At 42.1% G+C, this 13,033-nt stretch carries 16 protein-coding genes and 1 pseudogene; 13 read left to right on the forward strand and 4 right to left on the reverse strand.

Annotated elements, in window-relative coordinates; translation table 11 throughout:
* A pseudogene (locus ACY3FQ_RS05960) lies at positions 1–1,104 on the reverse strand (lipase family protein); the annotation flags it as partial.
* An 87-nt stretch (positions 1,105–1,191) separates the two neighbouring features.
* On the opposite strand from ACY3FQ_RS05960, the gene ACY3FQ_RS05965 reads away from it, so the two are divergent.
* From ACY3FQ_RS05965 to ACY3FQ_RS06025, 13 genes are all read left to right on the forward strand, one after another.
* Entirely contained in the window at positions 1,192–1,839 is a 648-nt protein-coding gene (locus tag ACY3FQ_RS05965; RefSeq protein ID WP_489773700.1) for a 2'-5' RNA ligase family protein, read from the forward strand.
* Entirely contained in the window at positions 1,830–2,348 is a 519-nt protein-coding gene (gene cobU / locus ACY3FQ_RS05970; RefSeq protein WP_279043967.1) for a bifunctional adenosylcobinamide kinase/adenosylcobinamide-phosphate guanylyltransferase, read from the forward strand. The genes ACY3FQ_RS05965 and cobU overlap by 10 nt, the downstream gene beginning before the upstream one ends.
* Complete coding sequence (gene cobT / locus ACY3FQ_RS05975; RefSeq protein WP_279043966.1) at positions 2,345–3,397, forward strand: nicotinate-nucleotide--dimethylbenzimidazole phosphoribosyltransferase; 1,053 nt, start codon at positions 2,345–2,347, stop codon at positions 3,395–3,397. Before cobU ends, cobT begins: the two co-directional genes overlap by 4 nt.
* Before the next feature lie 2 nt (positions 3,398–3,399).
* Positions 3,400–4,002 (forward strand): histidine phosphatase family protein, encoded by a 603-nt coding sequence (locus tag ACY3FQ_RS05980; RefSeq protein ID WP_279043965.1) that lies wholly within the window; start codon positions 3,400–3,402, stop codon positions 4,000–4,002.
* Positions 4,002–4,745, forward strand: coding sequence for an adenosylcobinamide-GDP ribazoletransferase (locus ACY3FQ_RS05985; protein WP_279043964.1), 744 nt, complete (start codon positions 4,002–4,004; stop codon positions 4,743–4,745). Before ACY3FQ_RS05980 ends, ACY3FQ_RS05985 begins: the two co-directional genes overlap by 1 nt.
* 271 nt (positions 4,746–5,016) lie before the next feature.
* Positions 5,017–5,994 (forward strand): KpsF/GutQ family sugar-phosphate isomerase, encoded by a 978-nt coding sequence (locus ACY3FQ_RS05990; RefSeq protein WP_004982125.1) that lies wholly within the window; start codon positions 5,017–5,019, stop codon positions 5,992–5,994.
* A 3-nt stretch (positions 5,995–5,997) separates the two neighbouring features.
* Complete coding sequence (locus ACY3FQ_RS05995) at positions 5,998–6,537, forward strand: KdsC family phosphatase (protein ID WP_004982122.1); 540 nt, start codon at positions 5,998–6,000, stop codon at positions 6,535–6,537.
* Positions 6,538–6,571: 34 nt separating this feature from the next.
* The gene (lptC, locus tag ACY3FQ_RS06000) at positions 6,572–7,114 is read left to right on the forward strand and encodes an LPS export ABC transporter periplasmic protein LptC (RefSeq protein ID WP_078389214.1); all 543 of its coding nucleotides are present in this window, start codon (positions 6,572–6,574) and stop codon (positions 7,112–7,114) included.
* The gene (gene lptA / locus ACY3FQ_RS06005) at positions 7,104–7,670 is read left to right on the forward strand and encodes a lipopolysaccharide transport periplasmic protein LptA (protein WP_004696346.1); all 567 of its coding nucleotides are present in this window, start codon (positions 7,104–7,106) and stop codon (positions 7,668–7,670) included. Before lptC ends, lptA begins: the two co-directional genes overlap by 11 nt.
* The gene (lptB, locus tag ACY3FQ_RS06010) at positions 7,670–8,416 is read left to right on the forward strand and encodes an LPS export ABC transporter ATP-binding protein (protein WP_004696348.1); all 747 of its coding nucleotides are present in this window, start codon (positions 7,670–7,672) and stop codon (positions 8,414–8,416) included. Before lptA ends, lptB begins: the two co-directional genes overlap by 1 nt.
* Positions 8,417–8,679: 263 nt before the next feature.
* Positions 8,680–9,276, forward strand: a complete 597-nt coding sequence (locus ACY3FQ_RS06015; RefSeq protein ID WP_279043947.1) for an IMPACT family protein — start codon at positions 8,680–8,682, stop codon at positions 9,274–9,276.
* On the forward strand, positions 9,269–9,880 hold the full coding sequence (locus tag ACY3FQ_RS06020; protein ID WP_125273462.1) for an acyltransferase: 612 nt from the start codon (positions 9,269–9,271) through the stop codon (positions 9,878–9,880). The genes ACY3FQ_RS06015 and ACY3FQ_RS06020 overlap by 8 nt, the downstream gene beginning before the upstream one ends.
* A gap of 128 nt (positions 9,881–10,008) precedes the next feature.
* Positions 10,009–10,851 (forward strand): universal stress protein, encoded by an 843-nt coding sequence (locus ACY3FQ_RS06025; protein ID WP_004696353.1) that lies wholly within the window; start codon positions 10,009–10,011, stop codon positions 10,849–10,851.
* Between the two features lie 141 nt (positions 10,852–10,992).
* On the opposite strand, the gene ACY3FQ_RS06030 is transcribed toward ACY3FQ_RS06025, so the two are convergent.
* From ACY3FQ_RS06030 to fdxA, 3 genes are all read right to left on the reverse strand, one after another.
* Positions 10,993–11,658, reverse strand: coding sequence for an O-methyltransferase (locus ACY3FQ_RS06030; protein ID WP_010327063.1), 666 nt, complete (start codon positions 11,656–11,658; stop codon positions 10,993–10,995).
* 132 nt (positions 11,659–11,790) lie between these two features.
* Entirely contained in the window at positions 11,791–12,510 is a 720-nt protein-coding gene (locus ACY3FQ_RS06035; RefSeq protein ID WP_279043944.1) for a D-Ala-D-Ala carboxypeptidase family metallohydrolase, read from the reverse strand.
* A gap of 132 nt (positions 12,511–12,642) precedes the next feature.
* Positions 12,643–12,966, reverse strand: coding sequence for a ferredoxin FdxA (gene fdxA, locus ACY3FQ_RS06040; protein ID WP_004696359.1), 324 nt, complete (start codon positions 12,964–12,966; stop codon positions 12,643–12,645).
* Between the last annotated feature and the right edge of the window lie 67 nt (positions 12,967–13,033).

The raw sequence follows: 13,033 nt of genomic DNA on the forward strand, positions 1-13,033 counted from the left end.
CAAAATTGGCATATTGGTCGAGTAGAACACTTGCCAGACTTGATAGTGTTCACGTAGCACGGGATCGCCCATGACATCATTCGTCAAACGAATCCATGCCTCTGGACTACTGGCTAGTCCGTGAACGAGCACCACCACTTTTTTATTTGGGTTGTACGGCTCAAGCATGTATAGGTGCGGCATAGTGAGGCGTGCATCACGATCAATCAGTGATAAATACGCGGCTTTACCTAAATTGTTTTGTGCCAACCATAAGCCATAAGGCGCAGAAAAGTTTGCAGCAAGAGGGTAACTTTTGCCTGCAATTTTCGCAGATTCAAACTTATAGGGATCATAAGCTGAGATTTCAAACTCAGGGTTGTTTAAGATCTCATCGATATTGGATGCAGAGCGTGGTTGTGCGGTAATAGTCGCTGCTAAATAACGGGCATTGTGAATGTTAGGATTACGACCATTGGTGTACTGATAATGCAGTGGATCGACAATATATTTGGCTTTTTCTGGTGAGGTGTCATTGTGCTCGGGTGGGAGGACAATCAGAAACTCTGAACCAAAACCATCGCGACGTGTGATAGAGCGTAGGCCTGAAAAGTTCATATTGTAAGTTGACATCAGTTGTTCAACTTGACGGTTTTTTAAAAGTGGGTAGTTGTCATAATTTATGCGGTAAATACTTTGCCCCACTTTTATTTGATTGCCGACTTCAGATGGCCCATGGCGTAAGCGATAACTATTTACAAGCTTAGCGATAGCTTGGTTATAAAAGTCACGGAGTTGGACTTGACGGTTATCAAAAATACGGTCTTGCGGGCCACGTTTGGTGTTAAACATGTAGGCATAACTATAGCGAATGCTTTTATCCAGCATGCCGAGTTGTTGATCTAGGCAGCTTTGGTAGTTTTGTTTTTGCAGTGCCTGTTTTTCTTCAGACTGTGTCTTGGCTAAAATACTGACTTTACAGGCAGATGATTTTTCTAAGGAAAGTGCTTTAGCGAGATACAGCTCGCTGGCAGTAGAGAGGAGCTGTTCATCCTGAATTTGTGGAATCTGTTTGAGTTCGCTGACACATTCTTCAGGTTGCTCTGAACAGATTTTGGCTTCTCTGAAAATAATTTATTTAAATGTGAAATTATCTTGGTGTTTCAGCCCATAATTTTGACAAAAATATGCTTAAATTATTCATCTTCATTTGTGATTAAAATTGTGTTTCTTCAACCCCATAGCACTGTAGTACCGACCGAAGCTCGAGACTATCCTGAATGGCATTTGGGACGAGAACGCTATGCACTTTGGTATATTGAAGTGGATGATCCCGTTTTGATCAACTATTTAAAACAGCTTCGTGAGCAGTTTTCAGATCTACTTTATCAACCAAACCAACGGCAGTTCCATATCACTTTATTTGTTGCTGGTTTTTGGGTGGAACAGGTGACACAGTCGGATGACTTTAGTCGAGCGCAACTGACTCAGCAGATTGAACGCCTTAAAAATTTAAAACTAGAATCTTTTCAGTTACAGATGGGTGAATTAAATAGTTTTGAAAGTGCCTTATTTTTAAAAGTGGCTGATACTGAAGGCTTTTTGGATCAAATTAGAAAAACATTGCTGCATACCTCGCAGGAAGTTGCGGCATTAAGTTATTGCCCACATATTACATTAGGTCTATACCGTGAAGCGGTGAGTAGTGATCATGTATTGGCACGGATGGCTGAAATTGAAGCTATCAACTCTAGCTTAAATGTCTCAAAGCTCACGTTTGGTTTTTATCAGTCCCATGTCCTACAAGGGCCATTGTTTTCACGTACACAAATTGAGTTGGAGAATGCGCAATGCAACTGATTTTAGGTGGTGCACGTTCGGGGAAAAGCCGCTTGGCGGAGCAGATTGCCCAACAGTTGGCGCAGCCTGTGGTTTATGTGGCAACTGCACAAGCCTTGGATGCAGAGATGCAAGTGCGTATTCAACACCATCAGCAACAACGACCCGAAGATTGGGGGCTGTGTGAAGAACCCACTTATCTTGCCGAGCAGTTGGTCAAATTAGACCGTCCAAACCAAACTATTTTGGTTGATTGCCTGACCTTATGGATGAGTAATTTACTGATGCATGCTGACCCAGATTTGCAAGTTCAAGAATGCCAGAAGTTGTTAGATGTTGTCGGAAATTTACAGTCCGAGCTGATTTTAGTGAGTAATGAAACAGGCCTAGGTGTGGTTCCAATGGGACAAATCAGCCGTCGCTTTGTTGATGAAGCAGGGCGATTGCATCAGCAGTTAGGTCAAATTGCAACAAAAGTGGTGTTCTGCGTAGCAGGATTTCCAATGATTTTAAAAGGAGAGCAAGTGTGAGTTGGTGGTTAGAAGCATGTCAAAGTCCGAGTGAGTCTGTATTGGCTCAAGCCCTAGCACGCCAGTCACAGTTGACCAAACCGACAGGCTCGTTGTCGGAGCTTGAATCGGTTGCAGTGACTTTAGCTAGTTTGCAAAATACTGTAAAACCCAAGATAGACCGCCCATGGATTACAATTTTTGCAGGTGATCATGGAGTGATGGAAGAAAATATTTCTGCCTACCCACAAGCGGTGACACGTCAAATGTTGCAGAACTTCGCAACTGGCGGGGCATGTATTAGTGTGATTGCCAAAGAGTATCAAGCCAAGTTACAAGTCATCGACTGTGGTTCAGTCGGTGAGGCGTATGAATATGTCGGGGTTGAACGCCACTGCATCCGTGCTGGGACGGCGAACTTTGCTCAAACTCCAGCCATGACTGAGGCTGAATGTGAAGCTGCTTTTGCTTTGGGGCAAAAAAGTGTGGAAGATGCCATCGCTTATGGGGCAGATATCTATGTCGCGGGTGAGATGGGCATTGGAAATACCTGTTCAGCCTCAGCCGTGGCTTGTTTTTTATTGGCTGAACCCGCTGAAAAGCTCACGGGTGTTGGAACAGGTATCCGTACTGAACAATTGATACATAAAAAACAGGTGATTGACCAAGCACTTTCACTGCATGCGCAATATGTCGGGAATGATCCGTTTAAAGCCTTATGTGCGGTGGGTGGGCTTGAAATTGCAGCCATGACAGCCGCGTATATTCGCTGTGCGCAATTGGGGCTGCCAATGGTGGTAGATGGGTTTATCAGTACTGTTTCGGCATTGCTCGCAGTACGTTTAAATCCAGACGTTCGCGCTTGGATGCTTTTTGGGCATCAGTCGGCTGAATATGGTCATGTACGTTTATTAGAAGAACTTAAAGCAATGCCTTTATTGAAGTTGAATCTGCGTTTAGGTGAAGGCAGTGGAGCAGGAGCTGCACTTGGGCTGATCAAACTCGCCTGTCACTTACACAATGAGATGGCAACATTTGCTGAAGCAGCCGTGATTGGTGAGAAAGTTTAAGGATGTTGTATTTAGACTTCCTACGCCACGGCGAAACCAGCTTAAGCCATACCTTACGGGGTAGAACGGATGATGCTTTGACTGCGAAGGGGTGGGCGCAAATGCAGTCTACTATCGCCCAGGCTGAGCAGCTTAGGCCGGCGTGGGATGTCATTTATAGCTCACCATTACAGCGCTGCCGTCTATTTGCAGAGCAGTGGGCGGAGCAAAAACAGCTCCCTTTGTATATAGAACCGAATTTGCAAGAAATGGATTTTGGAGAATGGGAAGCTCAGCCGACCGATCGACTCTATCAACTCTACCCAGATGAATTGGCTCAATTTTGGCAAAAACCGTTAAGCTTTACACCGCCCCAGGCAGAAAGCTTATTGGCATTTAAAAGTCGTGTTCTAGAGTCTGTAGAGACCTTGACCCAACAAATGTATGCGCAGGGCTGGACACGCGCATTGATTATTTCCCATGGTGGAGTGATTAAACTCTTAAAATGCCAAGCGCTGAAGCAAAATGCTAATGACCTTTTAAAAATGTCAGCAGAGTTGGCACAGTTGAACCGTTTTGTATTCGATCAAGGGCAACTTCAGTTTATTCAAAGTGAGGACGTGTAATGACACCTTTTTGGATTGCACTGCAGTTTTTAACGACCTTTCCAGTTCGTTTAAGCGCAATGCCAACGCCTCAGCAAAATGCGCAAGCACTGTTATTTTATCCTGTAGTTGGTTTGCTCATAGGCGGCATTCTGTATGGGATTGCCCTGTTATTGCATGCTTTGCCACTTGTGCTGTTAAGCAGTGTGATTCTGGTGTTATGGATTTGGCTGACGGGTGGTTTGCATCTGGATGGTTTGGCCGATACCGCAGATGCTTGGGTCGGTGGTTTTGGCGATCAAGCACGCACACTTGAGATCATGAAAGATCCGAGTTGTGGGCCGATAGGTGTACTCAGCCTTGTCATTGTATGCATATTAAAGTGGTCTGCACTGTATGTGTTATTGCAGCAGCAGTGTTATAGCACACTCATTTTATTTCCTGCCTTAGGGCGTCTCGTGCCGCTATTTTTCTTTTTAAGCACAGACTATGTGCGTGCTAAAGGACTCGGCAGCCAGTTGGGCCAATATTTGCCACGACCAATTGCAATGGCACTTTTACTGCTGATACCTTTGGTGGCTTTGTATTGGGCATGGATTGGTGTTGTGGTGATTGCCACGTTTTATTTGGTATTGTGGTATTTGCGGTATAAATTTATACAGCGTATTGGCGGTGTGACGGGAGACACTATTGGTGCCAGTATTGAAATAATTGAATTAGCGACATTGTTTAGTTTTGTGATGGCTACTTTTTATTTAGTTTAAGTTAGGGAGTAAATAAGAGCCTCTTAGTGTGAAGGTTGTGCAGTCATACGTGGCCGAAAGAATAAATAATGAAAAGGGAGCGAGCTATATGCACTTGAAACAAAGGTCTTCCATCATCAGCAAAACACATTTGTAGATATGTTGTGAAAATCCAAAGATTTCCACGCTAGTTGCCTACAGAGATATGATAAAATTGCGAAAATTATTTTTTATGTGCTGACGTTTCATTTCGTCACACGGTTCAGGTAAAACAACGTTGAATTCTGAAAATATGTCAAATCCCATTGATTTCCAAAAAGTTGCTTTAGAAACACTAGAGATAGAGCGTCAGGCACTCTCGGTACTTGCTAAGCAAATCGATGATCGTTTTAGCCGTGCTTGTGAAATTATCTTAAAGTGTAAAGGTCGCTTAGTCATTACTGGCATGGGTAAATCAGGGCATATTGGCCGAAAAATGGCAGCCACATTTGCCTCTACAGGTACGCCATCATTCTTTATGCACCCAGGTGAAGCGGGGCATGGTGATTTAGGGATGTTGGTTGCAGGTGATGTGCTGATTGCGATTTCAAACTCGGGCAAGAGTGATGAAATCATGATGCTGATGCCTTTGATCAAATATTTGGGTGTGCCTTTAATTACCATCAGTGGTGATGAGCGTGGGCCGATGCCACAGAATGCTGATGTGGCGCTGACGTTGGGCAATATTCAAGAAGCTTGTCCATTGGGGCTAGCACCAACATCAAGTACAACGGCGACTTTAGCCTTGGGTGATGCATTGGCTGTTGCACTGTTAGATGCACGCGGGTTTACCTCAGATGACTTTGCACGCTCGCATCCTGCGGGTGCTTTGGGTAAACGCTTGTTATTACATGTGAAGCATTTAATGCACACTGGAGACGAACTACCGAAAGTGTCTCCAGATACAGCAATGAACAAAGTTCTGTACGAAATCTCTAACAAACGCCTAGGTTTAACCACAATTGTGGATGACAATGATCATCTATTGGGGATTTTTACTGATGGTGATTTACGCCGTTTGATTGATAAACAGCAAGGTTTCGATGTGAACTTGGCGGTGTCTGATGTGATGATTAAGAGCCCGCTGACGATTTCACCGGAAGCACGTGCTGTTGAAGCATTAGAGCGAATGAATGAAAAGAAAATTAACCAATTTGTCGTTGTTGATGAGAGCAATAAAGTCATTGGTGTTTTGAGTATGCATGACCTGATTCAAGCTGGGGTAAATTAAAAAATGGCTTCTTATATTTTGTTAGAACAAGCGCGTTATGTAGAAGCTCTAGTTTTGGATGTTGATGGTATTTTAAGTGATGGTTTTGTGACTTTGACCAACTCGGGGGACGAAATCAAATCTTTCGATATCCGTGATGGCTTAGGCATGAAACTGGTTCAGCAAGCTGGTGTGAAAGTGATTATTATCACAGGACGTAAAAGTCAGATCGTAGAAAAACGCATGTCTGATTTGGGCGTGGACCTTGTTTATCAAGGCCGTGAAGACAAAGGTGTTGCACTGCGCGAGGCTTGTGCAAAATTTGGTATTTCACCCGAAGATTGTTTATACATGGGTGATGACTGGCCTGACCTATCTGCATTTGCCATTGCAGGCATGAAAGTGACCGTGCCAAATGGTCATTTAGAAGTGCGTCGTCGTGCCGATTTGGTGACTCAAGCGATGGGTGGACGTGGCGCGGTACGTGAAATCTGCGATATGATTTTACAAGCCAAAGGTGTATACGAAACTTTACTTGAAAAGTACACCGCAGTCCCGCATTAATCTGTATGCATGCATGAGAGTTTAGTTAACATTTATGGATACTAAAGTTTTATATATCACTGCTGTAGCCATTGCGGCTATCAGTAGTGGTTATTACTATTACAGCGGAAAAGGGCAAAAGCTCGAGGTCGATGGTGCGCAAAGCATGACCTATTCTGCTGAACAGATCCAACTGACTCAAACAGATGAGCAGGGTCATTTATACGTCCGCGCAAAAGTAGACCGTCTTGAGCAGGATATGCAAAAGAAGACCTCTAAGTTAGAAAACTTAAATGCTGAGATGTATAAAGATGGAAAAGTGGATGCAACTTTCTATGCCAAGCAAGCCAATGGTATTAACGACAACGAAAAAGTCGTTCTGACAAACCAAGTGGTTGCAAAGAAAATGTTGGATCAAGGTCAGATGCAGTTTGAGACAGCAGAACTGACTGCGTTTCCACAGACGCGTGAACTTGAATCTCAGCATCAAGTGGTTGTTACGACACCACAAGCCGAATTTGTCAGTCAGGGCTTAAAAGCGAATTTAAATACGGGTCAATATGACTTTTTCCATATTCGAGGGAAGTATGAACCATAATCCAAAATTTTCTATTTCGAAAACTTTCCTCAAGCAAACACTTGCACTGAGTTTAGGTGTGGCTGTTTCAACTTTTGCTTTGGCGCTGCCAAGTGACCGTAGTAAAGCGATTTCGTTGGTTGCAGATCGTGCGACTTTTAATGAAAAAACGGGTGTAACGACGTACACGGGCAATGTCATCATTGAACAGGGCACGATGAAACTACAAGCGGATTCGATTGTTGCCAATTTAAATCAAACCCGTCAAATTAGCACCATTACGGCCAATGGTAAGCCTGCACGTTTCCAGCAGCAAGTCAGTACCAATAAAGGTATTGCTAAAGGTCAGGCGCAAAAGATTATTTATAATGCAGAAACAGGCATTATTACCTTATCGGGTAGTGCACTTCTAGAACAAGATGGTGCCAGTATTCGTGGTAATACATTGCGTTATAGTATGAACAAAGGTGATATCGAAGCGATTGGCACACCAAATAACAGTGGTTCGTCGAGTGGTCGTGTTCAAATTGTGATTCCACCTTCAGGTTCTCAATCCTTCCCAGGAGCGCGTGACTAATGGAGCAAACTCTCAATCAGCCACAAACCCTATGTATTAAGCATCTCGCGAAAAACTACAGTAAGCGTTGGGTAGTGAAAGATGTATCTTTTAGCATGCAAAGCGGACAAATCGTAGGTTTACTGGGTCCGAATGGTGCAGGGAAAACTACCAGCTTCTATATGGTGGTTGGACTGGTGCGTATGGACAAAGGCGAAATTCATCTTGATGACCTAGACATGTCTGATTTGGCCATGCATGAACGTGCGCGTAAAGGCATTGGTTACTTACCTCAAGAAGCCTCAATTTTTAGAAAACTCACTATTTCTGAAAATATTATGTCGATTTTGGAAACGCGCAAAGATCTAAATAAAGAACAACGTAAACAGCGTTTGCATGAATTGCTGGCTGATTTCAAAATTAGCCATATTAAAGATTCATTGGGTATGAGTGTGTCAGGTGGTGAACGTCGTCGTGCTGAAATTGCACGTGCACTGGCAGCCGATCCAAAATTTATGTTACTCGATGAGCCTTTTGCTGGGGTTGACCCAATTTCAGTGGGTGACATTAAAGATATTATTCGTACTCTAAAAGACCGCGGCATTGGCGTTCTTATTACGGATCATAACGTTCGTGAGACTTTGGCGATTTGTGAACGTGCTTATATCGTGAGTGAGGGTGCGGTGATTGCTGAAGGCTCTCCAGATGAAATCTTAGCCAATGAAACCGTGCGTCAAGTTTACCTTGGTGATGATTTCACTGTATAAGATTATTCTGCGCCAATGAAAATAATTGGCGCAGATTTTCCCCCCAATATGTTTAATCGATCTCTTTGCATTGAATTAAGAATAGGGCATCCCTTTATATTCAAACTGCGCGCTCTACCATCCTTTTGAAATCGCTTTTTCAGCATGCTCCACAGTATGCATATCTCTTTATTTTATGTGGGCTTAAAGCGAAAAGCTATTTTCATACGATAGCTGATTGAAAGTACGTTATAATTTTTTGTGAAATTTTTAAAAATTATGCTATGCCATTTACCATCTCTAGTTTAGTGAGCTATGAAGAAGACATTAAGAAAAGTCGTTTTCAAGCTTTTGCTGTGCCTGTTGAAAATGAACAAGCCGTTAAAGATTTTCTAGAGCAATATAAAGATATCAGCACCACGCATCAGTGTTGGGCATGGAAAATTGGTCATAATGTTCGTTTCAATGATGACGGTGAACCCTCAGGTACCGCAGGTCGTCCTATTTTGGCCACCATTGAAGGCAATGAACTCACCAATGTTTTGGTTTTGGTCAATCGTTGGTATGGTGGCGTCAAGTTAGGCACAGGCGGGTTGGTACGTGCTTATGGTGGAACTGCAAGACAGTGTTTACTGTTGGCTGAAAAAATAGAACTCATTGAGAAGAAAAAAGTGCATTTTGCCTGCCAATTTAATGAATGGGCAATTTTCCAGTACGAGCTGAATAGCCAGCAGATTGAGTTTAATGAGCAATATACTGAGGATGGCGTGCTTGTAGAGGCTTTATTACAAGTGCATCAGATTGAAGCGCTCGCACTTAAAATACAAGATGTGACCCGTGGACGTGAGGCCTTAAAAATTGTGGATGACCATCATGACTGATCCCTTATTAAAATATCGTGAGCAGCATAAGCATCGCTTAAACTATATGCCCTGGTTGTATTGGTCGCTCAAGCCTAAAAACCGTGTGTGGGCTGAAGCATGGCAGCAAGAATACCAAGCTTATCTAATGGAAATGGAAACCGTTGAAATTGGTCAAAACTGTTTTATTTCTCCATTGGCACACATATTTGCAGAGCCTGGCCGCAAAATTGTCATTGGAGACAACACTTTTATTGCTGCCGATTGTACTTTGCATGGGCCTTTAGAGATTGGCAGTGAAGTTGCGATTAACCATCATTGTATTTTAGATGGTGGTCGTGTGGGGATTAAGTTACATGATCAAGTGCGTATTGCGGCCTATTGTCACTTGTATGCCTTTGATCATGGCATGGCACTTAGCGATCCAATTTATCAACAACCTGTGCGTTCACAAGGGATAGAAATTGGACGGGATGTTTGGTTGGGTGCGCATGTGGGCGTGAAAGATGGGGTGAAAATTGGTGCACATGCTGTGGTGGGAATGAATAGTATGGTAACCAAAGATATCGCCGAGCAATCGATTGTTGCTGGCAATCCTGCACAGTTTATCCGTTTACGTGATTAAGATATCAAAGAATATTGAACATTTATCAATACTTAATTACATAAAAACCTGCCATCAAAAAAAAAGATATGCTAAGTTTAGAACAACAATGAGACCTTATACCAAATGCGGTGTAATGAGAGGCGATAATGAAACGAGTCATTGCATGTATTGATTCTTCCCCTTGTATCAATGCCCTAGCAGAAGCTGCGGCGTGGATTGCAAAACAGACGGGGCGGGAATTGGTCCTTTTACAAGTTTTGGATTATTATCCTGCAAGTTATCACTTAGGTGAAATTAGCGGGGTAATTGGATTTGAAAGCAATGCAATGTTGCTCAAAGAGTTGGCTGAATTAGAGCAAAAACAAAGTGAACTTGCGCTCAGTTATAGTAATAATTTACTTGATCATATTTCTAAACTTATTCTCGAAACGCATGGCCTACATACAACGCATATTCAAGAAAAGGGTGACTTTCTAGAGCAAAGTTTTAACTTATTGCATGAAGATGACATTGTGGTGATTGGCCGTGTGGGTGAGAAATCGGCTGAACGCAATAAACCATTGGGCAGTAATGTTGAAAACTTTATCCGTGGTGCAAACTGTACCGTCATGACGGTAGGTGATAGCTTTAAGCCACCTACGCGCTTTATCTTTGCCTACGAGTATTCACCGACGTGTGTGAAGATGATGAAACGGATTGCACAAAGTGATTTACTGCGCCTCTTACAATGCCATTTGGTCTATGTCGGTGACCACCCTGAAATTTTAAGAGAGCCTGAACAATATCTGAAAGATGCAAATTTGGATGTGATTACAGAATATCGTTACGGCGACGTGGCTGAAAATATTTTGGAATACCAAAATGAGCATGGCATACAACTGATTGTGCTCGGTGCGTTCAGCCACAGTAAAATTCATCAGTTCTTCTTGGGCAGTATTGCAACCACCATTTTTAGGAATGCCAAAGTTCCTTTACTGGTTGCCCGTTAATTTAGAGTGATTTATCTAAATTGGAACTGTTTTATCCATAGTTATCCGCAATAATTGTGGATAACTATATGGACAGTAAATGTAAGTTTATAATTTATATAAGCTTAAATTAATCGATTGTTTTTTAATCTAAGTTTTGGCTTATTTTACAATGGCTAAGGCAAATCCATCATGTCCTTTGCTACCGACCGTTTGAAGTGCGGTGCATGACAAAATTTTCGGATGGTTTTGCATCGCTTTGAACATATCTCGAATCCCTTCAATACTTGGTTTATGATTTTCAGGATTGATAATATCGCCTGCACGAATCACGTTATCAAGGAAAATCAAAGTACCTGAATGAGATAGGTTCAGGCTTAATTCCAAATATTCTGGGTAGCTTTGTTTATCGGCATCGATAAAAATAAAGTCGAAAGGTTCAATATCTGCGGGCAGTGATTTAAGGATATCTGCTGCACGTCCACATTTGAGTTCAATGGTTTGTTTGAGCTGAGCTTTGTCGATATTTTCTTGACCCATCGCGGCATGCGTATCACGACCCTCAATCGTTAAAATATAGCCGTCTTCAGGTAAAGCACGCGCTAACCACATGGTGCTATAGGCGGCAAAAGTGCCGAGCTCCAATACCCGCTTACATTGATTCATTTGAATCAGCATTTGTAAAAGCATACCTTGGTTGGGTGCAACAGCTAAGTGATCTGGAAAACCATGCTTCTCTGTATTTTCTAAAGTTTGCAGTAGAATTGGGTCTTCAGGAATTAAATGTGCATCGATATAGTTATCAATCTCTGTCCACATTTGTTGCATAGCATGTTCACCTTGGTTGCGATGTGGAGCATTTTAAACTTTTATTTTCAGAGTGCAATTTATCCGACCATATTTGTTGAAATCAATGCTCAAAAAAAGAGGTCATATTGACCTCTTTTAAATTTTTAAAAACTAGTAACTACACATCGAAGAATTGCGACTGAGGTCTGGGCCCCATGTACGATATCCTTGGGTATCAATGTGAATCTGACCAGAAGCATATAAACCTAAGCCCATGTTCAAGCTCTGACCATGTTGGGTCCAAAATTGGCATAGACGATATTTTGTATTTTCAATATAAGCATAATCTTCAGGTTGTGGGTTTTCAGACCCAATTCGAAAATCGATAGCAGAATTGAATAAGTGGCGTGACGAGTTTGCACCGCCAGCACATTGGTTTAAAGGCAGATCACGATAAACTGAAGTGACTTCAAAATCGGTCAGTACTTTGGCTGCAACTAAATATTTGAACACTTTTAAGGTCGCAATTTGGTTTTTCCAAAGTTCACGATTGGGCACCATATATTGTGCTCGACCACATTTTTGCCAGTCACGCGCTGTTCTGAGTAGTTCAAAGCTTGGGATGATATTTCCGACACCATTACGTTCAAGAAAAACTTCATACTCACGTACGCGTGCTAGCGTGTCACCGACAGACATCCAAGCATTGTAGGTATAAGGAATAATTTTAGGTGGAGCAGGGCGGTCAAAAATAATTTTCTCTTGTGGGATAAAAATACGTTTTCCATCAGGAGTTGTGATGGTCTGGCCTTTGTGAGATGAAGTCGTACAGCCAATCATCACTAAGGGGATTATGCTAACCGCAAATAATCCCTTTAAAAATTTCTTCATTATAGAAATCAAATATTTAAAAAATACGCCTATTATTTTAATCCAAATTTGTGAGGAAAAATTGGAAATATTGCAATCAAATGTGTGTTTTAGGTATAAAAAAAGATCAGCTTATGCTGATCTTTTTGTGGCTTACTTTTCTAAGTATTGTAACTTATCTGCTTTACCATTCCATTCTTCACGGTCAGCAGGTTGGTCACCAATCTGGGTGATGTTTGGCCAAGTTTGTGATAACTCAGCATTTAGTTCAATAAATACTTCTTGACCTTCTGGCAGTTCATCTTCAGAGAAAATTGCATTTGCTGGACATTCAGGTTCACAAAGTGCGCAATCGATACATTCATCCGGATTGATCACTAGAAAGTTTGGACCTTCATAGAAACAGTCTACTGGACAAACTTCTACGCAGTCTTGATATTTACATTTAATACAATTTTCAGTGACAACAAAGGTCATGGCGAAGGCTACCTAAAAATATGGTTCTAATAACTAATGTGTATTTTAGGCAAAAACAGCACCAACT

The sequence above is a fragment of the Acinetobacter sp. AB03 genome (assembly GCF_058107045.1).